This is a genomic window from Fuscovulum sp. (assembly GCA_035192965.1).
Lineage (GTDB): Bacteria > Pseudomonadota > Alphaproteobacteria > Rhodobacterales > Rhodobacteraceae > Paragemmobacter.
In genome coordinates this window covers 1,438,122-1,463,658 of record CP136571.1, presented here as the reverse complement: position 1 = coordinate 1,463,658, position 25,537 = coordinate 1,438,122, and the positions used below count along the sequence as shown (strand labels likewise).

Genomic DNA, 25,537 nt, shown 5'->3' with positions numbered 1-25,537 from the left:
GAAATTCAAAAAGAAAGGGCGGGCGCAAGGCCCGCCCGTTAGGGGAAATTCAAAAAGAAAGGGCGGGCGCAAGGCCCGCCCAATGGCGCCGGTCCGACAGGGAGGAGTACGAACGGCGCACAATCCTTGCGGATTACTTCGCTGCTGCAGCGGCTTTCTTCGCGGCAGTGGTCACTTCCGACGTGGCTTTCTTCACGGCGGCGGTCGCGTCTTCCGAGATGTCTTTGCCAGCGGCCAGCATCAGTTCGACGGTCTCCATCTGAACCTTCTTCGCCACTTCGGCAAAGGCGGCCATGTTTTCAGCAGCCATTTCCGCAGCGGCCGAAGCGAAGTCCGTCACCGATTTGGTGTAGTCGGTCGGCTCGGTCTTGGCCTTGGACACGTCGCTCAGCTTGGCCAAGGTGTCCTTGGTCCACTTTGCGGTGATCTCGGTCGATTTTTCGGCGGCTTCCAGAGCCACTTTCGACAGTTTCTCGGCCATGGCGGCCTGGGTCTTGAATGCGTTCTGCATCGCCGACGAGTCGACCGGGAACGAAGCCATCATGTCCTGCATGACTTTGGTGAGGTCGGGGGTCTTGGTCATTTCATCGCTCCTAGCGTTCCGGGTCGCAACCCGCTTCCTGATGACGCTAGATATACATGCTGCACCGCAGCAATTCAAGTCTTTTTCTGCAGTGCAGCATTGCGCGGGCGGAATATGTCGTGCAACCGGAAATTGCGCGGCAGATCAACCGCTTGGTACAGAGGTTACGTAGGTGCCCGGTGCCGGAGCAAGGATTTCGGCCCCCGAATCGCCCGGAGCGCGCGCCTTGATCTTTTTGCCCGATTGCTTTGCCAGCCACTCTGCCCAGCGCGGCCACCAGCTGCCCTTGGTATAGGTTGCCGTAGCCTTCCAGTCCTCCGGTGCGCCTGCAAGCGGGGCATCACTGGTGTAATGGCCATACTTGCCCTTGGACGGCGGGTTGATGATCCCCGCGATATGGCCGCTTTCGGCAAGGATAAAGGTCTTGTCCTTCGATCCCATCTGCTTCACGCCATTAAAGCTGCCGCGCCAATGGGCAATGTGGTCGGTCTCACAGGCGATGGCGCAGAGCGGCAGCTTGACATCCGACAGATGGATCGGGCGGCCGAATACGGGAAAGCCGATGGTGGCAAATCGGTCGCTCTGGCACAGCCCGCGCAGGTACTCCACCGCCATTTTGGCAGGCAGGTTGGTGCCATCGCCGTTCCAGTAAAGCAGGTCAAAGGCGGGCGGCGCCTCGCCCATCATGTAGCTTTTGATGGCCGGCTGATAGATCAAGTCATTCGACCGCAGAAAGCTGAAGGTTCGCGACATGAAAAACCGCGACAGGATGCCGTCCTGTGCTGACTGGCGCTCGATACCGTCGACGAAATCATCGTTCAGGAAGACCCCCACTTCGCCGGGATCAGAGAAATCGGTCAGGGTGGTGAACAGCGTGGCCGATTTCACCGAAGTATCGCCCGCCTTTTCCAGATGGCCCAGCGTCAGCGACAGCGTGGTCCCCGCGATGCAATAGCCGACGCAGTTGATCTGCGCCTCGCCGGTAATGCGGCGCACCTCGGCCATGGCGCGCAGGTATCCGTCGCGGATGTAATCATCCAAACCAACATCGGCATAGCTGGCATCTGGATTTACCCAAGACACGACGAAGACGGTAAAGCCTTGTTCCACCATCCATTTTATCAGGCTGCTGGCGGGCTTCATGTCGAGGATATAGAATTTGTTGATCCAGGGCGGAAAGAACAACAGCGGGGTCTGATAGACCTTTTCCGTGGTGGGCGTGTACTGGATCAGCTCGAACATTCGGTTGCGATAGACCACCGCGCCGGGGGTGGTGGCGATGTTCTGACCCACCTGAAACGCTTCAGGGTCGGCCAGTGTCACCACCAAATCGCCGGAATTGTTCTCGATATCGTGGACCAGATTTTCCAGCCCCTTCACCAGGCTTTCGCCATCGGTTTCCACGGCCTTTTCCAGCGCATCCGGGTTCGTACCCAGAAAGTTGGTCGGCGCGAACATGTCGACGATCTGGCGCGTGAAATATTCCACCCGGCGCCGATCAGCAGGATCCAGCGTTTCCATGTCACCCACCGCCTCGGTGATCGCGGCGGCATTCATCAGGTATTGCTGCTTGAGATAGTTGAAGAACGGATGGCTCTGCCACAGCGGGTTGGAAAAGCGGCGGTCTGCGGGGGTCGGGTCCGGCGGTGCCTTCAGCTCGCCCTTGGCCAGCACCTGCTGCGCCTCGACATAATGCTTCAGGCTTTTGCCCCAGTAGCTGATCTGATGCTCAAGGATCTTGGCGGGGTTTTGCATCATTTCCGCCATATAGGCAGCGGCGGCCTTCATGTAGACGTCGTTCGAGGGGCCGTTCAGCGCCGTATCGACCTGCTTGCGCTTGGCCATCGCGGAAACGAGCCGGGCTGACAACTCTTCGACCTTGGCAAGATTCTCGTTCAATCTGACGAGTCGCTCGCCTGCGTCGTTCTCTTCCGTTGTCATGCGAAAAATTCCCCCCTATCCTCGCCGCTACGCAGCATACCGCCGCCTGTCCGGGGGGGGAAGCTGCGAATATGTTCGACCACCCCTTCCGGACCAGGAGACTCGCCTTGCGGTACATGTACACGTATGACCTTATGGAGACGACCCGGAACACGAATGAGTGGCTGGGTGCCACCGCGCGTGCCATGGCGTCCTACCCCGCCTTTGCCATGTCGATGAACCCCGTGCTGCCGCTGATGGCCGCCTGGGGCGAGGTGACGGAACGGACATTCCGCCGGATGGTGGCCAAGCCCGACTGGGGTATCCGGTCGATCGTGGGCCCCGATGGCACCGACCATCTGGTCGATGTGAAGACCGTGGTGGAAAAACCCTTCGGCAATCTGGTGCAGTTCTTTGTCCGCCGCCGCGCACCGATGGCCCGCAAGATCATGCTGGTTGCGCCCATGTCGGGCCATTACGCAACCCTGTTGCGGTCCACCGTCGCGTCCCTGCTGCCCGATGCCGATGTCTATGTCACCGACTGGCACAATGCGCGCGACATTCCGGTCTCTGCGGGCAAGTTCGACGTCGAGGATTACACCCTCTATCTTGTTGATTTCATGCGGGCCTTGGGGCCCGAGGTGAACGTGATCGCCGTTTGCCAGCCTGCGCCGCTGACGCTGGCTGCCACGGCCTATCTGGCCGCCGAAGACCCGACGGCACAGCCCCGCAGCCTGACGCTGATCGGCGGGCCGATCGACCCAGATGCCGCCGCGACCGAGGTCACCGATTTCGGCCGCCGCGTGACGATGGGGCAGCTGGAACAGACCGCGATCCAGCGCGTGGGGTTCAAATACAAGGGTGCCGGGCGGCTGGTTTATCCGGGCCTTCTGCAGCTGCAAAGCTTCATCTCGATGAACGCCGAACGCCATTCCAAGGCCTTCGCAGAACAGATCATGCGCGCGGCGCGGGGGGAGTCGTCGGATCACGATGCCCATAACCGCTTCTATGACGAATACCTCGCCGTGATGGATATGACAGCGGAATTCTACCTGTCGACCGTCGAGCGTATCTTCAAGAACCGCGAAATTGCGCGCAACGAATTCACCGTGAACGGCAAGAAGGTGGATATCGGCGCAATCACGCAGGTGGCGGTGAAAACCGTCGAAGGCGCGAATGATGATATCAGCGCGCCGGGGCAATGCGTGGCGGCGCTGGATCTGCTGACGGGTTTGCCCGATTCGAAAAAGGCCAGCCATCTGGAACCCGGCGCTGGCCACTACGGCATCTTCGCAGGCAAGAGCTGGCGTTTGAACATCCGCCCGCTGGTTCTGAACTTCATCGACGCGAACGCAGAACCGCCAAAAGTGCGCAAACCGAAGGTCAGCCTGGCTTCTTCGCAATAGAGCGCAGCATCATGGGGCCATTGAGGAATGCCTCGATGGCCGCCGTGACGGTTTCGGGCTGTTCCAGCATCGGCAAATGTCCCGCGCCTTCGATCACCGTCAGCTTGCCATAAGGCGCAAGCTGCGCAGCGAAATCCTGACGACGCACCGGGACAAGCCGATCCTCAGCCCCCGCGATGATCAGCAAAGGCAGGTTCGCGCGGCGCAGCGTCTTTTGCTGGTCCGGGCGGCGTTGCAGGGCGCGGCTCTGGCGCAGAAACACCCCCTCGCCCAACGTCAGCGCCATGTCGCGCAGCAGCGCCATGATCTCATCCCGCCAATCGCTGGGGGCGAAGGCAGTTTCGGGATATTCCTGTGCCACCACCTCTTTCAACCGTCCGGCCTTGGCCGCAACGATCCGCGCTTCGCGCGCTGCCGCAGTCGCCGGGGGTTCGGCCAGCGGATCGGTGCTGATCAGCACCGCGCGGCTGGCGCGGCCCTGATCCCGGCCCAGATCGCGCCGCAGGATATCCAGCGCGATGTCACCGCCCAGCCCGTGCCCGATCAGAATGAACTTTGGCGGCGCAGTGGCAAGGATCGCCTCTGACATCTGCTCAACCGTTTCGCCCCGCGCAGGCACGGCAATATGCAGCGGATGCCTTGCCCCCAGATGCACGATCTGCGGCAGGAAGACCCGCGCATCGCACAGCAGACCGGGCAGAAAGAGGATCGGTTCGGTCACAGCCTCCGCGCCCAATCGGTGATGATGGCGATTACGGCTTCGGTCTGGCCGGGGCTCATGATATCGCCCGCAATCACGTGCGACAGCGGGTCATCATCACCCTGCATCTCGCGCAGTTCCACCTGTGTCGGCCCACCCCAGGCGTCGATCACAGGGGGGATATAGTCGGGATCAATCACCTGATCCGCCGGGGCATAGAGGAACAGTGCAGGCGTCGTAGCCTGCCCGTAATCGACAGCGCGGCCGGCGCGGACCAGCCGCGCCATCGGGTAAAGCGACGCTGTCGGATATTCCGTCGTCCAGTGCCGCCCTTGTTCGACGTTCAGCGGGGTAAAGCGGCGCGTTTCCCCGGCCACGCTATCGCCCCAGCTTTCGATGAACGGCGCATCCAGCACCCATTGCGCCGGCGCCTGCACGCCGAAGTTCGGCGAGATCAGCACCGTTCCCGCCAGCCCCCCATTCAGCGCCGGATCAGTCGCCGCCAGCGCGGCCAACGTGCCCCCGGTCGAGGTGCCGATCACGACCACCCGATCCCCCAAACGGCGGCCAATCGCCATCGCCTCGGCCACATCGAACAGCCAATCCTCAGCACTGGCCGTGGCCATGGCCTTGCCGTCGCGCCCATGCCCCGCCAACCGCGTGAAGAACAGGTTCGCGCCCAGGTTCCGCGCCACCTCATCCGGGACGGGGCGGATTTCGGCGGGACCTGCGGAAAATCCATGAACATAGACGATGGCCAGCGGGGTCTTTTCCCCCTTCGCCCCAGCCCAGATGATGCGCTTGCCGTCGCCGGGGCGGATGTCGGTAAATTGCTGTTCCCTTGCGGTGATCCAGCCCTCGGGATCGGCGGGAATGTCGGCTTCTGAAAAGGCGATGGTCCGATCAACCCCGCTGCGCGGCACCGCAAACCACAGAACCGCCATTCCGACCAACAGTGCCAGCAAGCCCCGGCCAAGCCATTTTCCGAATGCCTGCATCACATTGCACCGCTGACGTTTTCCACACTGGCAGCAATCATGGCAAGGCAATCGGGTGTTGAAAAGCGGTGATCCGCCCCCTTCACCAATGTCAGCCGCAAATCGGGGCAATCGGCGTGGTCCATCAGCCGCAGCGCCACCGAAGGGGGCACATCGGTATCTGCCGTGCCTTGCAGGATGCGAAGCGGAAAAGGCAGCGACAAGGGCGCGCGCAGCACAAGGTGGCGGCGGCCATCCTCGATCAGCCTGCGCGTGATCGGATAGCCGTCGGGCGAATAATCCGATGGAACGGTAATCTGCCCGTCCCGCATCAGGGCGGCACGCTGCCCCTCGTCAAAACCGCTCCACATGCTGTCTTCGGTAAAGTCAGGTGCCGGGGCGATACCGACCATGCCGGCAATGCGTTCGGGGATTGCCTTCGCCACCAGCAGCGAAATCCAGCCCCCCATGGACGAGCCCACCAAAACCTGCGGCCCCTCGGTCAGGGTATTGATTACGGCCAACGCATCCTCGGCCCAATCGCCGATGCACCCGTCTTCAAAAGCGCCGGAAGATTGCCCATGCCCGGAATAATCGAACCGTAAGAAGGCCCGCCCCTGCATCCGCGCCCAGTCTTGCAGGAACTGCGCCTTGGTGCCCGTCATATCCGACATGAACCCGCCCAGAAACACCACCCCCGGCCCCTGCCCCGGCGTGCGGACATAGGCGATGCTGCGGCCTTGCGGGGTGGTGAACGTGTCGGTCATCGTATGCCTCCGTCTTGCGCCATCGTCATAACAGGCGCACCGGGGCATCAGAAGCCCGCTCTGCACGGTCGCTGCGCAACAGCGCGTGACCCGCGCAAGGCGCCCGCCGTGGCGGCGGTTGACAATCCCGCCCCGCCCGCGCAGGAAAGCGGCACATAACCCGCAATCGGGCGTTCCGTGGGCGCCAAACCGACGAGGAGAGCCAAAGATGGCCCAGATTTCCCTGATATTTCCCGATGGTAACACGCGCATCTATGACGCGGGCGTAACGCCTGCCGAGGTGGCCGCCTCTATTGCGCCATCGCTCGCCAAGGCGGCGATTTCCGCGCAGGTGGACGGCGTGCATTGGGATCTGCAATGGCCGATCCAAAGCGATGCACGCCTGTCCATCAACACGATGAAGGATGACGGTCCGGCGCTGGAACTGATCCGGCATGACCTTGCCCATATCATGGCCCGCGCCGTGCAGGAGATTTGGCCCGATGTGAAGGTCACCATCGGCCCGGTGCGCGATTACGGATGGTTCTACGATTTCGACCGGGCCGAGCCCTTTACCCCCGATGACCTTGGCCAGATCGAAGCCAAGATGAAGCAGATCATCAATGCCCGCGATCCCGTGCGGACGGAAATCTGGTCCCGCGCGGATGCACTGGCCTATTACGAACAGCGCGGCGAACCCTATAAGGTGGAACTGGTCAACAAGATCCCCGACGATCAGGACCTGCGGATGTATTGGCACGGCAACTGGCAAGACCTGTGCCGTGGCCCGCATTTTCAACATACGGGGCAGGTTCCGGCTGACGGGTTCAAACTGACACATGTCGCAGGCGCCTACTGGCTGGGCGACAGCACACGCCCAATGCTGCAACGCATCTACGGTGTGGCCTTCAAGAACCGCGATGACCTGAAATCCCACATGACGATGCTGGAAGAGGCCGCCAAGCGCGACCACCGCAAGCTGGGCCGCGAGATGGGCCTGTTCCATATGCAGGAAGAAGCCCCGGGTCAGATCTTCTGGCACCCGAATGGCTGGACGATCTACACCACGCTGCAAGATTACATGCGCCGCCAGCAGCGCCGGGATGGATATGTAGAAGTGAACACTCCGCAGGTCGTGAACCGCAAGCTGTGGGAAGCGTCGGGTCACTGGGAAAACTACCGCGAAAACATGTTCATCGTGGAGGTCGACGAAGAGGGCGCACGCGAAAAGGTCGTCAACGCGCTCAAACCCATGAACTGCCCCTGCCATGTGCAGATCTTCAACGTGGGCTTGAAATCCTATCGCGACCTGCCGATCCGCATGGCGGAATTCGGCTCTTGCGCGCGCTATGAACCGTCCGGCGCGCTGCATGGCATCATGCGCGTTCGCGGCTTCACGCAAGATGACGCGCATATCTTCTGCACGCTCGATCAGGTGGAAGCGGAATCGAAGAAATTCATCCAGTTTCTGGCAAAGATCTATTCCGACCTCGGCTTCGATAAGTGGCGGGTGAAACTCTCCACCCGTCCGGAAAAGCGTGTGGGGTCGGATGAAATCTGGGACAAGATGGAAGCCGCGCTTGCCAATGCCTGCACGGCCGCCGGCTACGCTTACGAGCTGTTCCCCGGCGAAGGGGCATTTTACGCGCCGAAACTGGAATTCGTGCTGACCGATGCCATCGGCCGCGACTGGCAATGCGGGACGCTGCAACTTGACCCGAACCTGCCGGAACGTCTGGATGCCAGCTATATCGGCGAAGATGGCGCAAAACATCGTCCCTTCATGCTGCACCGCGCCTGCCTTGGGTCCTTCGAACGCTTCATCGGCATCCTGATCGAGAACCACGCGGGCAAACTGCCCTTCTGGCTCGCCCCGCGTCAGGTGGTGGTGGCCTCGATCGTGTCAGACGCCGATCCCTTCGTGGAAGAGGTGGTGACAGCCCTGACCCTTGCCGGGGTGCGGGCCGAGGCGGATATGCGCAACGAAAAGATCAACTACAAGGTGCGCGAACATTCCGTGGGCAAGGTTCCGGTCATCCTCGCCATCGGGATGAAAGAGGTCGAGGAGCGCACGGTTTCCGTCCGTCGCCTGGGCGAGACGCAGACGCAAACCATGACGCTGGATGCCATCGTTGCCGAACTGACCGCAGCCTCCCTGCCGCCAGACATGCGTTGAAATCCCGGGCGGAAAGGTGCCTCAGCGCACCTTTCCGCCGACACCGCCGCGCGCCGCCAGCCCGCATGAAGCGGTCATTTCGCCAATTTTCCCCTTGTTTCATTGGCTTGCCCGCCGATTTCACGCCGCGGATTGGGGCTTGATTTTCATCCGGGCTTTGGCATGATTTTGCACAGTGACGACAGACTTTCGACCGCCTCCTGTGTTGCTCAGGCAGCCGGACCTAGGAAGACCTGGCTGCACGGCCTGACGGCAATATCGCCGCGGGGAGGTAGTGAAAGGAGAATGCGGAATGCCAACGGGCACCGTGAAGTGGTTCAACACGACAAAGGGCTTTGGGTTCATCGCCCCCGATGATGGCGGCAAGGATGTGTTCGTGCATATTTCGGCAGTCGAACGGGCGGGTTTGCAAGGTCTGAACGACAACCAGAAAATCGCCTATGAATTGCAGTCGGGCCGCGACGGGCGGGCCTCGGCCAGCGATCTTCGGCTGCTCTGATCGCAGCAAACCGATGAAAAGGCACAACAATCACAAGGCCCGCCACTGGCGGGCCTTGTGCGTTACAGCAGTTTCGCCTGCACCGCATCGTCCCAGCCAAGGTGCCATTCGGCACCATTGCGGATGACCGGGCGTTTCATCACTGTGGGTTGGGCGGCGATCTGGGCCTCGGGGTCCGACGCCTTTAGGAAATCGCTGAACGCACGATAGGTGGTCGACGTCTTGTTGATCACCCGGTCGCCGAATTCCACAACGATTTCATTGATTTCTGCCGAGGTCAGCGGGTTGGCCCGCACGTCGCGGAAGGTGACGTCATGGCCTGCCGCCTGCAATGCCCTGAGCGCTTTCTTGCAGGTGTCGCAGGTCGGGATACCGTAAAGGATCATGTTTTTCCCCTGTGCAGCCGATGGTGCAGCACGCTGTGCAGCACATTGTGCATACGCAGCGGGCTGTGTTTTGACCAGAGGTTAACCGGTGATTGCCCGCGTGATGGCCACCCCGGCCCAGGCCGACAGGCCCGTCAGCACCGTGCCCCAGATCGTATCGGTCATCACCATCTGCCAATGCCAATCCTTCATGATGGCATAGGAAGTGAACTCATAGGTGCCATAGGCCATCGCCCCGATGATCATCGCCGGGATCAGCACCGGCGCGCCAGTCTTCAACGCGGGCCATGAGATCAGGTAGATCAGCCCCGCCACATAGGCGAGGTAGAACAACGCCGCCGGAACAACGCGGATGTTCTCCAGCATCAGCGCCCCGATATGACGGCTGAACAGCGGCTTCATCACGAAGGTCAACATGATCGCATCGAGGATCAGGAAGACAGCGGCGGTCGACAGGTAGAGGGTGGCGATCTGCATGGGGCGCTCCTTGTGGCGACACAGGTAGCACAAGGGGGGGTGGGGGAAAGGGGTTGTTAACCAGTTGAGGGAAGGTGTCCGTCCCGCACGCGCCCTCGCTAGCTCAAATCCGCCACCTTGGTTCGATCAGAAAGCTTGCTCCAAATGCGGAAACCTGAAAAAGTTTCAACAGTGCCATTTCATGAAAGGCCATCTGCACTGTAATCCAAGTAAGCACGCACCTTCCAACCCTTTGAGGTAACTTGAATTGTCTTTCGTCGCTTGTCCTCGTCATCAACTGAACTAACCAACAGGCCAGCAGTCTCTAGTGTCTTAATTTGAGGGCGCATTGCAGCAGGCGTTTCATAACCAAAAGCCATGCAATCACTTGGAGAAAATGCTTCGAACTGGCATGCTGTTTCAAAAACTCGAAGAGCCGCAGGACGCAATTCAGCTCGAATGGCATGAAAATTGCTCTCTAGTTCTTCTTGAAGCCACTCCTCAAAAAAATCTTCTTCAAAATCCTCTGGATCTTCGACTCTATCAGCAACCCAAGAGCAAAACTCGTCACATTCGTTCAAAACACTTCGAATGTTTCCTCTCATTATGTCAAAAAGTTCCACAAAATTTGACTCCGACATCGGTAGTTTTGATCGAGGTCCACTACGAAATGCTTTGATTCTATTCCGAAATATTTCTGGTGCGTATCTTTCCTCAAGATCGTCCAAAACAACTGGTTTGTTTAGTCGCCCTTCAAGTCTCGGAGATGACGCAATACCATGGACTATTCCGAGTGCACCACATAGAATCCACCGAAGACCTTTGATTTGGAAAAGTGTATCTCGGAATGCCTCAATTGCCGCTCTCGCCTTCAAAGAGGTTTGTAAAAGTTCGAGATTGTCAATCACACAGACTACACCGCCGGATTTCTCATCTGGAAAGACTTCGTTTAACCAATCAGCCACAGCCTTCTCAAAACCACTCCGCTCGAAGCCTTTGCCTGTATTTGTTTCCAAGGTAACGCCACCATTGACGACCCAAGCCCCAGCGGTAAAGGACTTGACTTGAGCGGAATTCAGAAAACGTTCAAGATTCTTATTCTTTGAAGCGCGCGTTCGCCCAGCTGGAGTTCGAAGTATTTTATGCTGATCCAATAGAGTTTGAGCAATCTCCATTAGGACTTTTAATTGAAAGTCCTCAACAGTGGTAGACGGATTTAATTGGAAAATCTGGCGACAGGGAATGTATATCGGCCCGACACGATTGTTAACCGACTCCGACATTGCACGATATATCATAACATTTGCTAAACTAGTCTTTCCAACTCCATTAAGGCCCTCGATCGTTGGAATCTTTGAGGAATTGTCGAGCCTTCGACGCAGCTTTTTTATTTCCTTGTCACGCCCAACAAGCAATTGGCTTCCCTCCTCACTTGACGGAAGCGGACTTGTCTCAAAAGGATTTCTTTCAAATCCCCATTCTCTATAAAAAGACATATCGTCACCTCTTTAATGTACCGTTGATTTTATCCAACCTTGTGTAGGTTTGTGTCAACACTTTATCTGACCCACTCCCGCAACACACAGCCCGGCCCGTCCACCCGCAACCGCCGCTCATGGATCACCCGCCATTCCCCCTCATCAAAGGCCGGGAAGAACGCATCGGCGTCGGGGATGGTGAGGTCCACTTCTGTAACCAGCAGCCGGTGGGCCCGTGGCAGCAGGGCGCGGTAGATGGCGCTGCCGCCGATGCCGTAGAGGCGGGTGTGGCCGGCGTCGAGCGCCAGGGCGATGGCGGCCTCGGGCGTGGGGGCGGTGGTTTCCCAGACTGTCGGGTCAGAGGTGACCACGATGTTGAGGCGGTTCTTGAGCGGGCGGAAGGGCAGGCTTTCCCATGTGCGCCGCCCCATGATCAGCGCGCCGCCGGTGGTTTCCCGCTGAAACGCGGCAAGGTCTTCGGGCGCGTGCCAAGGGATCGTGTTTCCCTTGCCGATGGCCCCGTTGCGGGCGCGGGCGACGATAAGCGTCAGCATCAGACCGCCACCGGGGCCTTGATGGCGGGATGGGGGTCATAGCCTGTGATCTCAAAATCCTCGAACTTGAAGTCAAAGATGGACTGGACAGGCCGCGTGATCCGCAGCTTTGGCAGCGGGCGGGGCTCGCGGGCAAGCTGGGTGGCGACCTGATCCATGTGGTTGGAATAGATATGCGCGTCGCCGATGGAATGGACGAAATCGCCGGGTTCATAGCCCGTGACATGGGCGAGCATCACCAGAAGCAGCGCATAGGAGGCGATGTTGAACGGAACGCCGAGGAACATGTCGGCGCTGCGCTGGTAGAGTTGCAGGTGGAGTTTCCCGCCAAGGATGCGGACCTGCCACATCGTATGGCAGGGCGGCAGCGCCATCTGCGGCACGTCGGGCGGGTTCCATGCGGACACGATCAGGCGGCGGGAATCCGGCGACTTGCGGATCATGTCGCTCAGCGTCTGGATCTGATCCACGCCCCCGAAATCGCGCCACTGGCGGCCATAGACGGGGCCAAGGTCGCCATTCGCGTCGGCCCATTCATCCCAGATCGTCACGCCATTGTCGTTCAGGTAGCGGATGTTGGTATCGCCCTGCAGGAACCAAAGAAGTTCGTGGATGATCGACTTGATATGCAGCTTCTTGGTGGTAACCAGCGGGAAGCCATCGACGAGGGGGTAGCGGCATTGCAGGCCGAAATGGCTGATGGTGCCGGTACCTGTGCGGTCGGTGGAGGGGGTGCCTTGGGCAAGGACGGTGCGGAGCGCGTCGTGATATTGCTGCATGGGCCTGCCGATGGGTATGGGATGAGTCGGGTTCCACTCTATCTTGTGGTGGGCTTGGGTGCGACGGGCTATGTACGGTGGGATGGAAAAAGGAGGCCGCAATGGGCATTCGGTATCTGCATACGATGGTAAGGGTGAAGGATCTGGAGGCGTCGATCGCCTTCTACAAGCTTTTGGGGCTGGAGGAGACGCGGCGCTACGACAATGAAGGCGGGCGGTTCACGCTGGTCTTCCTCGCGCCCCCCGGTCAGCCGGAATGCCCGGTGGAGTTGACCTATAACTGGGATGGCGATGACGGCTTGCCAAGCGACAGCCGCCATTTCGGGCATCTGGCCTATGAGGTGGATGACATCCACGCCACCTGCGCGCATTTGCAGGCGAACGGCGTGGTGATCAACCGCCCGCCGCGCGATGGGCGGATGGCTTTTGTGCGCAGCCCCGACAATATCTCGATCGAGTTGCTGCAAAAGGGTGGCGCTTTGGAGCCGGTCGAGCCGTGGAAGAGCATGGCCAGCACCGGGCATTGGTGAGTGCAGGCGGGGGGACCGTGGTCCCCCCGCCCCCCCTTTGCGCGCAGTCAGACCGGCGGCGCAGCGGAGGGCGGGGAATTGGGTATTTGGGCCAAGGTGAAACGGCAGGTCAGAAGGACCAGCGGGTAAGTGTGTCGGGGCCGAGGGTTGTGGCGTCGATCAACCTTGGTCGCGGGGCATCAGCGAGCGCCGTCAGGCCGAGGGGGCCTAGGACCGGGATCCCGTCGCCTCCGATCAAGCAGCCAGCCTGAAACAAGGCAAGTTCATCGACAAGGTTCGCGCGTATCAGCGCGGCGGCGAATTGGCCGCCGGCTTCGATCAGGATGCGGGTGAGGCCCTCTGCCGCCAGCAAGCGAAAGGTGGCCGGCAGGTCGAGATGGTCGCCATCCGTCGGGGCTGTGATCAGGCGGGCATGGGTTTGATCCCAGCCGTTGGGTGCGGCGTCAGGCCCGTGCAGCACCCAGACGGGGTGCAGGGCGGCTGTCTGGCCGAGGCGGGATGCGGCGGGCACGCGCAGGCGAGTATCAGCAAGGATGCGAAGCGGCTGATGGCTGGCGCCGATATCGCGGGCCGTAAGGTCGGGGTCATCGGCCAGCGCGGTGGCAGAGGTCGTCAGCACGGCGTCATGGGCGAGGCGCATCTGGTGGACGGCGCGGCGGGCAGCCGGGCCGGTGATCCAGCGGCTTTCGCCCGAGGCTGTGGCGATGCGGCCATCGAGTGTGGTTGCCAGTTTCAGCGTGACGAAGGGCAGGCCTTCCGTGATGCGCTTGAGGAAACCCGCCTGCAGCGCGCGCGCGCGGGGTTCCAGCACAGCTTCCGTCACCGCAAGACCTGCGTCGCGCAGGATGGCGTGGCCGCGGCCCGAAACGCGGGGATCGGGGTCGGTTTGCGCGGTCACCACGCGGGCGACCTTGGCCGCGACCAGTGCCTCGGCACAGGGGGAGGTGCGGCCGTGATGGGCGCAGGGTTCCAGCGTGACATAGGCGGTGGCACCTTCGGCCTGCGCGCCCGCCTGCGCCAGCGCCATGCGTTCGGCATGGGGCCTGCCACCCGGCTGTGTCCAGCCGCGCCCGATGATGCGACCTGCCTTGACGATCACGCAGCCTACAGCCGGGTTGGGCCATGTGCGGCCAAGCCCCCGCGCGGCAAGCGCGAGGGCGTGGGACATATGGACCTCATCCTCGGTCACATGCGGCCCGTCACTCTTCGGGGCCGCCGCCGGGGCGCAGTTCGCTGACAAATTTGTCGAAATCATCCGCTGCCTGGAAGTTCTTGTAGACGCTGGCAAAGCGGACATAGGCCACGGTGTCGATCCGGGCGAGGGATTCCATCACGATCTCACCGATAACCTTCGACGAGATGTCGGTTTCGCCAAGGGATTCCAGACGCCGCACGATGCCGGAAATCATCTGGTCGATGCGTTCGGGATCAATCGGGCGCTTCTGCATGGCGATGCGGATGGAGCGTTCCAGCTTGGTCCGGTCGAAATCTTCGCGTTTGCCGCTGGATTTGATGACGACCAGATCGCGCAGCTGCACACGTTCATAGGTGGTAAAGCGGCCGCCACAGGCCGGGCAGAAACGCCGCCGCCGAATGGCGACGTGGTCCTCGGCGGGACGGCTGTCCTTTACCTGGGTGTCGATATTGCCGCAGAATGGGCAGCGCATGGGCCCCCTCCTTGCTTGTTGTTGGTTACGCCTGCCTCATGCCGGGGTGTTTCCCCCGGTTCGGCCCAAACTATAGGGGGGGAAGCGAGGTTTCGCCTAGAGGGAACTGCGCGGCCCCATATCCGGGGGTGGCGGGGTGTGGCGGCGGGGACTCAGGTCAGTAATGATAGCGGCATTGCACGACCTCGATTGCCGATGCCGTCACGCGATAGACAAGGCGATGTTCACGTGTGATCCGGCGCGACCAGAAGCCCGACAGATCACCCTTCAGTGGCTCGGGTTTGCCTGTGCCTTCGAAGGGATGGCGCTGACATTCGCGGATCAGGGCGTTCAGTTTTCGGGACGTCGCCTTGTCGGTTTCCTGCCAGTACAGGTATTGTTCCCAGGCCTTGTCCCAGAACAGCAGGTTCATTCGTCGATCAGATCACGCGGCTGCCCCTGCCCCGCGTTCAGCGCAGCGATCCCTTCGCGCAACAGCCGGGCATTGGCGGGGCTGGCGAGCAGATAGGTTGTTTCATCCATGCTGGCCCAGTCTTCAAGGCTGACCATCACCACGGGCTTGCCTTTGGCACGGGTGACGATGACGGGTTCATGGTCATCATTCACGCGGTCCATGACGGCGGAGAGGTTTGCGCGGAGGTCTGTGGAGGTGAGGGTTTTCATGGCGAGCAATGTACGTGATTGCGTACAGAATTGCAAGCTTTGGCGCTTAGCTAGGAGGTACACTAGAATGACGTGATCTTAATTCTGAGGTAGGTGCGATGTTCAGAGAGTTTAGAATACGGCGAACGCTGCGTCGACTGTCAAAGGCCCGAGTAGCGCTCGTCCTAAACCCCGGAAAAGTTTGGGTAATCGAACGCGCGATGCCCCGAAACGAGAAAATCGACGCGGATGTGTTGACCTGCCTTTTGCGAGGCTGGGTCGAAGTTCTTCACGACGATGTGGCAATTGGAGACGTCGAAACGTTCCTCAGCGGCAATAGAACTGCCTTTCAACGAAAAGAGCCCATCTATAGGTTAACCGAAGCAGGTTGGGCGGTCCTGAGTTGGGACAGACAGATTGCTGTTCTCGCGTTGATTTTTGGCGGAGCACAGTTTGTTTCAGCTGTGCTCTAGGAAAGGGCAGAACAAAAAAAGGCGCCCGGAGGGCACCTTTTGACTTTATCGCGTTGGCGGGGGAAACCCCGCCTTACTGATCCAAGAAACTCCGCAGCTTGCGGCTTCTGCTCGGATGTTTCAGCTTCCGCAGCGCCTTGGCCTCGATCTGGCGGATGCGTTCGCGGGTGACGCTGAACTGTTGGCCCACCTCTTCCAGCGTGTGGTCGGTGTTCATGCCGATGCCAAAGCGCATCCGCAGGACGCGTTCTTCGCGGGGGGTTAGGGAGGCCAGAACGCGGGTCGTGGTTTCCTTCAGGTTTTCCTGAATCGCGCTGTCCAGCGGCAGGATCGCGTTCTTGTCCTCGATGAAGTCGCCAAGCTGGCTGTCTTCCTCGTCCCCGATGGGCGTTTCCAGAGAGATCGGTTCCTTGGCGATCTTCATCACCTTGCGGACCTTTTCCAGCGGCATTTGCAGCTTTTCGGCCAGTTCTTCCGGTGTCGGTTCGCGGCCGATTTCGTGCAGCATCTGGCGGCCGGTGCGAACCAGCTTGTTGATCGTTTCGATCATGTGCACGGGGATACGGATCGTGCGGGCCTGATCGGCGATCGACCGGGTGATGGCCTGACGGATCCACCATGTGGCGTAGGTCGAGAATTTATAGCCACGGCGGTATTCGAATTTATCCACGGCCTTCATCAGGCCGATGTTGCCTTCCTGAATCAGGTCAAGGAATTGCAGACCGCGGTTGGTGTATTTCTTGGCGATGGAGATCACGAGGCGAAGGTTCGCCTCGACCATTTCCTTCTTGGCCTGACGGGCCTCTTTCTCGCCCTTTTGCACCTGGTTCACGATGCGGCGGAATTCGGAAATGTCGACGCCGATATACTGGCCGACCTGCGCCATCTCGGCCCGCAGTTCTTCGACCTTGTCGCGCGATTTTTCCATCAGCGCTTGCCAGCCCCGGCCTGCCTTGGCGGCCATGCGGTCCAGCCAGGTGGGATCAAGCTCATAGCCCTGATATTCGTCGATGAATTCGCGGCGGTTGATGCGGGCGGCATCGGCCAGTTTCACCATGCCGGAATTGATCGCCATGATCTTGCGGTTGATGCCGTAAAGCTGATCAATCAGCGCTTCGATCCGGTTGTTGTGCAGATGCAGCGCGTTGACGAGGGTAACGATCTCTGAGCGCAGCTTCTGATAGGCGGCTTCGTCGGATGCCGAATAGCTTGCAGTTTCCGACAGGGTCGCCGACATGCGCAGATCCTGCATTTCGGCCAGCTTGGAATAGTCGCGGGCGATGATTTCCAGCGTTTCCAGAACCTTGGGCTTCAGCGCGGCTTCCATCGCGGCCAGCGACATGGCGCTGGCTTCGTCATCGTCATCCTCTTCCTCGGCGCGCGAGATGGGGTTGCCATCGGCGTCAAGTTCCGGCTCGGCGCTGCCGCCAGACCGGCGCGGGGCGGCGGCGGACATGTCCACCTCATCCAGCGCGGGGCCGCCTTCCATATCATCTTCACCGTCGAGCGACCGGCCGAAAGTGGCCTCAAGGTCGATCACGTCGCGCAACAGGATGTCTTCGTTCAGAAGTTCGTCGCGCCAGATGGTGATGGCCTGAAATGTCAGCGGGCTTTCGCACAGGCCCGCGATCATGGTGTTGCGCCCGGCCTCGATCCGCTTGGCGATGGCGATCTCGCCCTCGCGCGACAGAAGTTCAACCGACCCCATCTCGCGCAGATACATGCGGACCGGGTCATCGGTGCGGTCCAGCGTTTCGGTCGTGGCCCCAACGACGGCCACTTCGCGCGAGGTGGACGAGGTTTCCACCAGTTCGCCGCCAACTTCGCCTTCTTCGGCTTCGTCATCTTCGATGACGTTGATGCCCATTTCCGACAGCATGGACATCACGTCCTCGATCTGTTCGGACGAGACCTGTTCCGGCGGAAGCACGGTGTTGAGCTGTTCGTAGGTGATGTAGCCGCGCTCGCGGGCGTCGGCGATCATCTTCTTGACCGCGGCCTGGCTCATGTCGAGCGAGACATCGGCTTCCTGCTCTTCGGGCTTCGCGTCGTCAGTGTCTTTGAGTGCCATGTGGTCTCCTCGGGCGCGGGGCGGATGCGAATCGGTTCGCCTGCAACGAATCAATAACGCGAATCACGGTGGGTTAAAGGGTGCGAACGGTGATTCTTTCGTATTCTTTGGGCTTTTCGGGCCTTGGGGTTTTGCCGGTCAATGCCGGCGCGACGGGCGGTCAAAGCGGATGCTGTCAAAGACCTTCCGCGCCTCTTCAAGTTCCTCCTTGTCCAGCGCAACCCCGTTGGCCGAGATCACGGCCTCGCCGACCTTGTCCTGCGGGCCGCGATGGGCGGCGGCGCGGGCCTCGTTCGCCTTGGCGATGCGCCATGTCAGCCCTTCGTCGACCACGCCTTCGATATCCTGTTCGGCCTCTTCTATTTCGCGGCGGCGGCCACGTTCGGCGGACAGGATGAAGAAATCCTGCGCCAATGCGAATTCGGCCCGTTCCGTATCGGCAAGGTCAAGAAGGGCGGGTGCATTACGCACATGGGGATGGGACAGCAGCACGTCAAGCGGTGCGGGCGCTGCGCGGGCGATGGCGTCTTTCGGATCGGGCGCATCGGCATGGGCCAAAAGCAGGTCTCGGATCAGGGCATGACCGTCGCCCGTGCAATCCAGGCTTTCCAGTGCGGATTCAAAGCGTGCGATCAGGCGCGGATGGGTGACAAGCGTGGCAAGGATCACCGCTTCGCGCAGCGCTTCCTCTACCGGCGTAGTGGCGGATCCCAGCAGCGACTGGCGGGTGGTGGGCAAGGGCGCGATGGGCTGAAACGGGATGCGCCCGCCTGCCCTGCCGCCGCCACCCTGCCCGCGCGGGGTATAGGGGCGGAACGGCTGGGCGTTCTGGCCGAACAGATCAAGGCGCAGGCGCTTGATATCCTCGCCGTAATGGGCGCGGATGGACGGGTCGGCAATGCGCTTCAGCGCGGCGCGCAGCGTTTTGTCTAGGCTGGCCTTGCGTTCGGGGCTGTCAAAGACCTTGCCCTCCGTCTCGCGCCGCCAGAGCAGGTTGACCATGGGCTGTGCGGCATCCAGCACCTTTTGCATCGCAGGCGCGCCCTGCGCCTTGATCAGATCGTCCGGGTCCATCCCCTGCGGCAGGATGGCAAAGCGCAGGCCCTTGCCCGCCTCCAACAGCGGCAGGGCAAGGTCGATCACCCGCAGCGCGGCGCGGATGCCCGCCGCATCGCCATCCAGCGCGATGATCGGCTCATCGTGGATGCGCCACAGAAGGCGAATCTGGTCTTCGGTCACTGCGGTGCCGAGGGGGGCCACGGTCGCGCGGAAGCCGGCCTCGGACAGGGCGATCACGTCCATATAGCCTTCGGCCACCACAAGCGGCTGACCCTTGCCCGCCGCCTCCCGCGCGGGGGCCTGATTGTAGAGGTTGCGCCCCTTGTCGAAGAGTTCGGTTTCCGGGCCGTTGAGGTATTTGGCCCGCGCGTTCGGGTCCATCGCCCGCCCGCCGAGGCTGATGGCGCGACCGCGCGCGTCGCGGATGGGAAAGATGATCCGGCCACGGAAGCGGTCATAGGGGGGGCCGCCGTCATCGGGTTTGGCGCAAAGGCCTGCATCGACGATCAGGTCGGGCGCGATGCCCTTTTGGGTCAGCGCGTGAAAAAGCCCCTGCCGCTGATCCGGGGCAAAGCCGATTTCCCAGCGGTCCTGCGCGGCGGGTGACATGCGGCGCTTGTCAAGATAGGCGCGCGCGTCCGAGGCGGCAGAGGTTTTCAATTGCAAGCGGAACCATTTGACCGCCTCTTCCATCACCTGTGAAAGCTGGGTGCGGCGGTCGGCCTTCTGGGCGGCTTGCGGGTCGCGCGCGGGCATCTGCATCCCGGCCTCGCGCGCCAGAACCTCGACCGCTTCCATGAAAGAGACGTTGTCGTTTTCCTTGATGAAGGTGACCGCGTCGCCCTTGGCGTGGCAGCCGAAGCAGTAATAGAACCCCTTGCGATCATCGACATGGAAGCTGGCGGATTTTTCCTGATGGAAGGGGCACGGCGCCCACCAGTCACCCTTGGCCATGTTGGACTTGCGCATGTCCCATGTGACCTTGCGCCCCACGACTTGGCTCAGGGACACACGGGTGCGGAGTTCGTCAAGGAATCCGGGCGGCAGGGACATGATCCCTATATCGGGCGGGCGGGGGCGGCTGTCCAGTCATCATGCGGACGGCAGGCGGGCAGGCCCGCCCGCCGAAGGCCATTCTCCCCACCCGCGCCTTGCGGCGCGTGCGGGGCCCGTTCAGGGGGCGTTCCGCCCCCTCTGGGCCTGCGGCCCATTCACCCCCTGAGGGTATTTGCCGCCAAGATGAAGGGTGTGGGTTTCATCTTGGCCATAAATACCCATCTGCCCTGACCGCCCCGCGCAGCGTCAGGACACCTTGGCGCGGGCGGCCAACACGTCCAAGGCTTCGGCCAATTCGGCCCACGCGGTGCGGGCCATGGAGCGGAAGACCATGATCTCGAACGCGTCCGGGCCAGTGCGGGAGAGGATGGCCTGCATGTGGTTGAGCGGTGCGCGGGCGGTGCGGCCCGCGGGGAAACTGGCCGCGCGCAGGTCCAGCGGGACGGGGCGCATCAACGCATCCGTAGCCGCAGGGCCGTGCAGGGTTAGAATGGCCCAGCCATCGGTCTGATCCGTCAGCGCGCCGTGATCGGCCAAGGCATCAGGAGCCGGGGCGCCGATCAGGAAGGCCTGATCGCGACCGGTCCAGATCAGGCGGACCTCGCCATTGGTGGATTGGGCATTGGGCGGCGGAAAGGCCAGACCGAGCGGCGCAAATGCGGCGTTGACCTGCGCCATCCGCCCCGGAAAGGGCGCGATGGAGGTGATCGGGGCCGCCCGCCCCTCGGCAAGAGTGGTGCCGAGCACGGCTACGGGCGCATGGCCGGACAGGGGGGATTTGGCGATGAGTTCAGGCACGGAGCTTTGCCCCTTCCTTGTCATGGAACACGGGATCGGTGATTTCGGCCATCACATCGATCTTGCGCAGGTGATCGACGACGCGGACCTTTTGCCCATGTCGCGCGCGGCCATCCTTGACGAAAGCCAGCGCCAGATGCGCCTCCAGCGTGGGTGACCAGCAGACCGAGGTGATATAGCCCTGATCGGTTTCACGATGCACCCGGTCGCCGGGGGTGAAGACATGCGCGCCTGCCGTCATGGCGGCACTGGCCCTCAAGCCCACCAACTGTTCCCGCTCTGGCCCGTGCATGCCGGGCCGCGTGGCGGCGGCCTTGCCGATGCAGTCCTTCTTGGCCGACACCATCTTTTCCATGCCGATGTCAAAGGCCGTGGTGCGGCCATGAATCTCGGCATGGGTGATGAAGCCCTTCTCGATCCGCAAGACGTTGAGCGCCTCCATCCCATAAGGACCGCCGCCCATGGTTTCGGCCCGCGCCAGCAGGTCGCGGAACAGCGCCTCGCCAAAGCGGGTGGGAACGGCGATCTCATACCCTTCCTCGCCCGAGAACGAAATGCGGAACAACCGCGCCGGGGTGGAGCCGAGCGTGATGTCCGTCACCCCCATGAAGGGCAGGTTGGGCGCCTCGCCCAGCAGCGTGGCCAGCAGATCGCGCGCCTTTGGCCCAGCGACGGCGAATTGCGCCCAGCCTTCTGTCACCGAGATGAAGCGCACATCCCAGCCCGCACAAAAGGCCTGATGCACGAAATCCAGATGGCGCATCACCAATCCGGCGGCGGCGGTGGTGGTCGTCATAAGATAGTGGTTTTCCCCCAGCCGCGCGGTGGTGCCGTCATCCAGCACCAGCCCATCCTCGCGCAGCATCAGCCCATAGCGGACGCGGCCCACGGGCAGGGTGGAGAAGGTGTTGGTATAGACGAAATCCAGAAAGCGCGCCGCATCCTTGCCCTGAATATCAATCTTGCCGAGAGTGGAGACATCGGCCACGCCCACGCTGCCGCGCACCATGCGGACCTCGCGGTTGCAGGCCTCCAGCCATGTCGTCTCACCCGGTTTGGGGAAATAGCTGGGCCGATACCACAGCCCCGCCTCGATCATCGGGGCACCCCGGTCGCGGCTGGCCTGATCGGAGGTGAGAAAGCGTTGCGGCGCAAAGCCCGCGCCGCGCCCGCCCGCCCCCATTGCGGCGATGGAGGTGGGGATATAGGGCGGGCGGAAGGTGGTGGTCCCGGTCTGCGGAATGCCGCGCCCGGTGGCATCAGCAAGGATCGCCAGCGCCGCCACGTTGGAGTTTTTGCCCTGATCGGGGGCCATGCCCTGTGTCGTGTAGCGCTTCATATGCTCGACGCTGCGGAAGTTTTCCTGCGCCGACAGCTTTACATCCTTGGTCGTCACGTCATTGGCGAAATCGAGCCATTGGCGGCCCTCAACCCCCGGCGTCTGCCAGAAGGGTGTGATGGCATAAGGCGCGTCCTCGGTCACCGGCAGGGGCATGTCCGGGGCGGTCTTGCCCAGCGCGGCAAGGGCGGTGCGGGCGGCCTCTATCCCGTCACGCAGACAGGCGGCGGTTGAGAAGGCACCGTTGCAGGCCCCGGCAGGCGTCAGGCGCGGCACGGCATCGGGGGCGGGGATGAAGGCGGCGATATCCTCGCGCCACAAGGGGCGGCCGTTCATGTGGCAGGTCAAATGGACCGTGGGGTTCCATCCGCCCGACATGGCAAGACAATCGGTTTCCAGCGTCGCTGTGCCGCCCGCATGGCGGAAGGTGATTGACGACAGGCCAAGCCGCCCGGCCGTGCCGGTGATCTGGGCGTTCAGGTAGACCGGGCAATCCTCCAGCGCCGTGGCATCGGGGCGGGTGTCGAGGATGGCGGTCACCTTGACGCCAGCCGCCATCAGATCGCGCGCGGTGGCGCGGGCGGCATCGTTGTTGGCGATGACGGTAATGCGGCTTCCCGGCACCACGCCGTAACGGTGCAGATAGCTGCGCACAGCCGAGGCCAGCATGATGCCGGGGCGGTCATTGTCGGGAAAGGCCAGCGGCCGTTCCAGCGCGCCGGCGGCCAGCACCGCCTGCCCCGCCACGATGCGCCAGAAACATTCGCGCGGCAGATGTGGGGCGGGTTTGACATGCAGCCCAACCCGCTCCAGCGCGCCGAAGGTGCCGTCATCATAGGCCCCGGTCACCGAGGTGCGGGTCATCAGGCGCACATTGGGCATTGCGCGCAACTCGGCCAGCACGGCATCGGCCCAATCCGCGCCGGGTTGCCCATCGATGCGAAGATTTTCGGCAAGCAAGCGGCCGCCCATGCGGGCATCCTCTTCGGCCAGGATCACATCCGCCCCCGCCTGCGCGGCGGTCAGCGCGGCCATCAGGCCGGTCGGGCCAGAGCCAATCACCAGCACATCGCAAAAGGCCCAGGCCTTTTCATACTGCGCTTCGTCATGCTTGCCAGACAGCGAACCAAGACCCGCCGCGCGGCGGATCAGCGGCTCATACAGCTTTTCCCACAAGGGGCGCGGCCACATGAAAGTCTTGTAATAGAACCCCGCCGACAGGAAGGGCGCGGCAAGGTCATTGACCGACAGAAGGTCGAATTTCAGCGACGGGAACCGGTTCTGGCTGCGGGCGGACAGACCGTCGAACAGTTCCTGCACCGTGGCGCGGACATTCGGGGTCTGCTGGTTGCCCTCAAGGATTTCGACCATCGCGTTCGGCTCTTCGCTGCCTGCCGTCAGCACGCCGCGCGGACGGTGGTATTTGAAGCTGCGCCCCACCAGACGCACATCATTGGCCAGCAAGGCCGAGGCCAGCGTGTCCCCCTGGTAGCCCTGATAGCTGCGCCCGTCGAAGGTGAAGCTCACAGGTTGGCTGCGGTCGATCAGTCCCTTACCGGCGAGCCTCATGCCGCGTCTCCCTTGCGGTCGGCCACGGCTTCGACGGACAGGATCTCATGCGTCACCGTGTTGCGCGTTACCACCAGCCACGAAGAACAGCCCATGTCGTGATACCACAGATCGCGTGTCACCCCCGCAGGGTTGTCGCGGTTATGCAGGTAATCATCCCAAGCCTGCGGCGCGGCATCAGGGGCGGGGCGATTCAGGTAATCCTCGGCGCCATAGTAATAGAACTCGCGCCGGTCGCGGGGGCCGCAGAGGGGGCAGGTCAGGCGCATGGCAAGCTCATTTCGTGGAAGCGGTGGTTTGTCTGACGGGCGGATTTCATCTTGGCCCAAATACCCTCGCCGAAGGCGGCGACAGAAGGGGCCGGGTGCAAGGCATGAGGTCTGGTCATGGTCAGTGCAGATTGTGTTGGCTGCCGGTGCCTTCCTCATCGAGGAGGTGGCCGGTCGCGAAACGGTTCAGGCGGAAGCGGGCGGCAACGGGATGGGATTCCCCCGTCGCCATCAGATGCGCCATGCACCAACCCGAAGCGGGGACGGCCTTGAAGCCGCCGTAGTTCCAGCCGCAGTCGATGAACAGGCCATCCACCGGCGTTTTGTCGATGATGGGCGATCCATCCGGCGACATGTCCATGATCCCGCCCCAGGACCGCAGCACCTTGGCCCGCCCGATCATCGGCATCAGCGTCATGCCTGCCTCCATCACATGTTCCACCATGGGCAGGTTGCCGCGCGACGCATAGCTTGCGTAAAAATCCAGATCGCCGCCAAAGACCAGACCGCCTTTGTCGGACTGGCTGATGTAGAAATGGCCCATGCCGAAGCTGACGACATGGTCGATCACCGGTTTCAGCCCTTCGGTCACGAAGGCTTGCAGAATGTGGGATTCAATGGGCAGGCGCATCCCTGCCATGGCGGCGACCTGCGACGACCGGCCCGCAACGACGATGCCCACCTTCTTGGCCCGGATCGCGCCGCGCGTGGTCTGCACGCCGGTGACGCGGCCATTCTGGACGTCGATCCCCGTCACCTCGCAGTTCTGGATCAGGTCCACGCCGCGCCGGTCGGCCCCGCGCGCATAGCCCCAGGCCACCGCATCATGCCGCGCCGTACCGCCGCGCGGGTGGAACAGGCCGCCATAGATCGGGAACCGCGTCTGTTCGAAATCGAGATAGGGCAGATGCTCGCGCACGCCTTCGCGGTCCAGAAGGATCGCGTCGTCGCCCTGATTGATCATCGCATTGCCGCGCCGGGCAAAGGCATCGCGCTGGCCATCGGAATGGAACAGGTTGATCAGCCCGCGCTGGGAATGCATCACGTTATAGTTCAGGTCGGGCTCTAGCCCTTCCCACAGTTTCATCGAATGGCTGTAGAATTCCGAATTGCCCGGCAGGAAATAGTTGGCGCGCACGATGGTGGTGTTGCGCCCGATATTGCCGCTGCCCAGATAGCCCTTTTCCAGCACGGCGATATTGGTCAGCCCGTGGTTCTTGGCCAGATAATAGGCGGTAGAAAGGCCATGCCCGCCCCCCCCGATGATGATGGCATCGTATTCCGCCTTGGGGGCCGGGTCACGCCAGGCGGGTTTCCAGCCCTTGTTGCCGAAAAGCCCTTCCTTGATGACCTGAAAGCCTGAATAGCGCATCGCTTTATCCCGTCCGCTGGCCGCGCCAAGAC

General features: G+C 61.9%; 24 protein-coding genes. 4 read left to right on the top strand and 20 right to left on the bottom strand.

The features are described 5' to 3' along the window. Positions 1-133 precede the first annotated feature (133 nt). Positions 134-583 (bottom strand): Phasin, encoded by a 450-nt coding sequence (locus tag RSE12_07180; GenBank protein WRH64109.1) that lies wholly within the window; start codon positions 581-583, stop codon positions 134-136. Positions 584-727: 144 nt separating this feature from the next. Beyond that, positions 728-2,524 (bottom strand): class I poly(R)-hydroxyalkanoic acid synthase, encoded by a 1,797-nt coding sequence (phaC, locus tag RSE12_07175; protein ID WRH64108.1) that lies wholly within the window; start codon positions 2,522-2,524, stop codon positions 728-730. A 107-nt stretch (positions 2,525-2,631) separates the two neighbouring features. On the opposite strand from phaC, the gene phaZ reads away from it, so the two are divergent. Continuing rightward, positions 2,632-3,909: a polyhydroxyalkanoate depolymerase gene (gene phaZ / locus RSE12_07170; GenBank protein ID WRH64107.1), complete on the top strand. Its 1,278-nt coding sequence runs from the start codon at positions 2,632-2,634 to the stop codon at positions 3,907-3,909. Here phaZ and RSE12_07165 read toward each other — a convergent pair. From RSE12_07165 to RSE12_07155, 3 genes are read right to left on the bottom strand one after another with little or no spacing between them, the layout of a single operon-like run. Then, a complete protein-coding gene (locus tag RSE12_07165; protein WRH64106.1) occupies positions 3,887-4,630 on the bottom strand; it encodes an alpha/beta hydrolase in 744 nt (247 codons plus the stop codon). The two genes, phaZ and RSE12_07165, sit on opposite strands and share 23 nt — an antisense overlap. Continuing rightward, positions 4,627-5,607 (bottom strand): alpha/beta fold hydrolase, encoded by a 981-nt coding sequence (locus RSE12_07160; GenBank protein WRH64105.1) that lies wholly within the window; start codon positions 5,605-5,607, stop codon positions 4,627-4,629. The genes RSE12_07165 and RSE12_07160 overlap by 4 nt, the downstream gene beginning before the upstream one ends. Then, on the bottom strand, positions 5,607-6,353 hold the full coding sequence (locus RSE12_07155; GenBank protein ID WRH64104.1) for an alpha/beta hydrolase: 747 nt from the start codon (positions 6,351-6,353) through the stop codon (positions 5,607-5,609). The genes RSE12_07160 and RSE12_07155 overlap by 1 nt, the downstream gene beginning before the upstream one ends. A gap of 208 nt (positions 6,354-6,561) precedes the next feature. Between RSE12_07155 and thrS the strand changes: the two genes are divergently transcribed. Continuing rightward, a complete protein-coding gene (thrS, locus tag RSE12_07150) occupies positions 6,562-8,508 on the top strand; it encodes a threonine--tRNA ligase (protein ID WRH64103.1) in 1,947 nt (648 codons plus the stop codon). A 292-nt stretch (positions 8,509-8,800) separates the two neighbouring features. Further along, a complete protein-coding gene (locus RSE12_07145; GenBank protein WRH64102.1) occupies positions 8,801-9,007 on the top strand; it encodes a cold-shock protein in 207 nt (68 codons plus the stop codon). Positions 9,008-9,069: 62 nt separating this feature from the next. Here the strand turns inward: RSE12_07145 and RSE12_07140 are convergent, their stop codons facing one another. The 5 genes from RSE12_07140 to RSE12_07120 all read right to left on the bottom strand — a co-directional run bounded on the left by RSE12_07140 (position 9,070) and on the right by RSE12_07120 (position 12,660). Next, a complete protein-coding gene (locus RSE12_07140; protein ID WRH64101.1) occupies positions 9,070-9,393 on the bottom strand; it encodes a glutaredoxin domain-containing protein in 324 nt (107 codons plus the stop codon). A gap of 81 nt (positions 9,394-9,474) precedes the next feature. Beyond that, on the bottom strand, positions 9,475-9,870 hold the full coding sequence (locus RSE12_07135; protein WRH64100.1) for a DUF2177 family protein: 396 nt from the start codon (positions 9,868-9,870) through the stop codon (positions 9,475-9,477). Between the two features lie 179 nt (positions 9,871-10,049). Beyond that, positions 10,050-11,345 carry a MarR family transcriptional regulator gene (locus tag RSE12_07130; protein ID WRH64099.1) on the bottom strand — a complete coding sequence of 432 codons (1,296 nt, stop codon included), beginning with the start codon at positions 11,343-11,345 and terminating at the stop codon, positions 10,050-10,052. Between the two features lie 62 nt (positions 11,346-11,407). Further along, on the bottom strand, positions 11,408-11,881 hold the full coding sequence (locus tag RSE12_07125; protein ID WRH64098.1) for a dihydrofolate reductase: 474 nt from the start codon (positions 11,879-11,881) through the stop codon (positions 11,408-11,410). Next, entirely contained in the window at positions 11,881-12,660 is a 780-nt protein-coding gene (locus RSE12_07120) for a thymidylate synthase (protein ID WRH64097.1), read from the bottom strand. Before RSE12_07120 ends, RSE12_07125 begins: the two co-directional genes overlap by 1 nt. Before the next feature lie 101 nt (positions 12,661-12,761). On the opposite strand from RSE12_07120, the gene RSE12_07115 reads away from it, so the two are divergent. After that, positions 12,762-13,190, top strand: coding sequence for a VOC family protein (locus tag RSE12_07115; protein WRH64096.1), 429 nt, complete (start codon positions 12,762-12,764; stop codon positions 13,188-13,190). 109 nt (positions 13,191-13,299) lie between these two features. On the opposite strand, the gene ribD is transcribed toward RSE12_07115, so the two are convergent. From ribD to RSE12_07065, 10 genes are all read right to left on the bottom strand, one after another. Next, positions 13,300-14,358 (bottom strand): bifunctional diaminohydroxyphosphoribosylaminopyrimidine deaminase/5-amino-6-(5-phosphoribosylamino)uracil reductase RibD, encoded by a 1,059-nt coding sequence (ribD, locus tag RSE12_07110; GenBank protein ID WRH64095.1) that lies wholly within the window; start codon positions 14,356-14,358, stop codon positions 13,300-13,302. A gap of 31 nt (positions 14,359-14,389) precedes the next feature. After that, positions 14,390-14,857, bottom strand: coding sequence for a transcriptional regulator NrdR (gene nrdR / locus RSE12_07105; GenBank protein ID WRH64094.1), 468 nt, complete (start codon positions 14,855-14,857; stop codon positions 14,390-14,392). Between the two features lie 157 nt (positions 14,858-15,014). Beyond that, positions 15,015-15,269: a Txe/YoeB family addiction module toxin gene (locus RSE12_07100; protein WRH64093.1), complete on the bottom strand. Its 255-nt coding sequence runs from the start codon at positions 15,267-15,269 to the stop codon at positions 15,015-15,017. Then, the gene (locus tag RSE12_07095; GenBank protein WRH64092.1) at positions 15,266-15,520 is read right to left on the bottom strand and encodes a type II toxin-antitoxin system prevent-host-death family antitoxin; all 255 of its coding nucleotides are present in this window, start codon (positions 15,518-15,520) and stop codon (positions 15,266-15,268) included. The genes RSE12_07100 and RSE12_07095 overlap by 4 nt, the downstream gene beginning before the upstream one ends. Before the next feature lie 525 nt (positions 15,521-16,045). After that, entirely contained in the window at positions 16,046-18,043 is a 1,998-nt protein-coding gene (rpoD, locus tag RSE12_07090) for an RNA polymerase sigma factor RpoD (protein WRH64091.1), read from the bottom strand. A 138-nt stretch (positions 18,044-18,181) separates the two neighbouring features. Next, on the bottom strand, positions 18,182-20,155 hold the full coding sequence (dnaG, locus tag RSE12_07085; protein WRH64090.1) for a DNA primase: 1,974 nt from the start codon (positions 20,153-20,155) through the stop codon (positions 18,182-18,184). A gap of 249 nt (positions 20,156-20,404) precedes the next feature. Next, the gene (locus RSE12_07080; protein ID WRH64089.1) at positions 20,405-20,956 is read right to left on the bottom strand and encodes a sarcosine oxidase subunit gamma family protein; all 552 of its coding nucleotides are present in this window, start codon (positions 20,954-20,956) and stop codon (positions 20,405-20,407) included. Beyond that, positions 20,949-23,864, bottom strand: a complete 2,916-nt coding sequence (locus RSE12_07075) for a sarcosine oxidase subunit alpha family protein (protein WRH64088.1) — start codon at positions 23,862-23,864, stop codon at positions 20,949-20,951. The genes RSE12_07080 and RSE12_07075 overlap by 8 nt, the downstream gene beginning before the upstream one ends. Then, on the bottom strand, positions 23,861-24,133 hold the full coding sequence (locus RSE12_07070; GenBank protein ID WRH64087.1) for a sarcosine oxidase subunit delta: 273 nt from the start codon (positions 24,131-24,133) through the stop codon (positions 23,861-23,863). The genes RSE12_07075 and RSE12_07070 overlap by 4 nt, the downstream gene beginning before the upstream one ends. Positions 24,134-24,254: 121 nt before the next feature. Next, a complete protein-coding gene (locus RSE12_07065) occupies positions 24,255-25,505 on the bottom strand; it encodes a sarcosine oxidase subunit beta family protein (GenBank protein ID WRH64086.1) in 1,251 nt (416 codons plus the stop codon). Positions 25,506-25,537 lie beyond the last annotated feature (32 nt).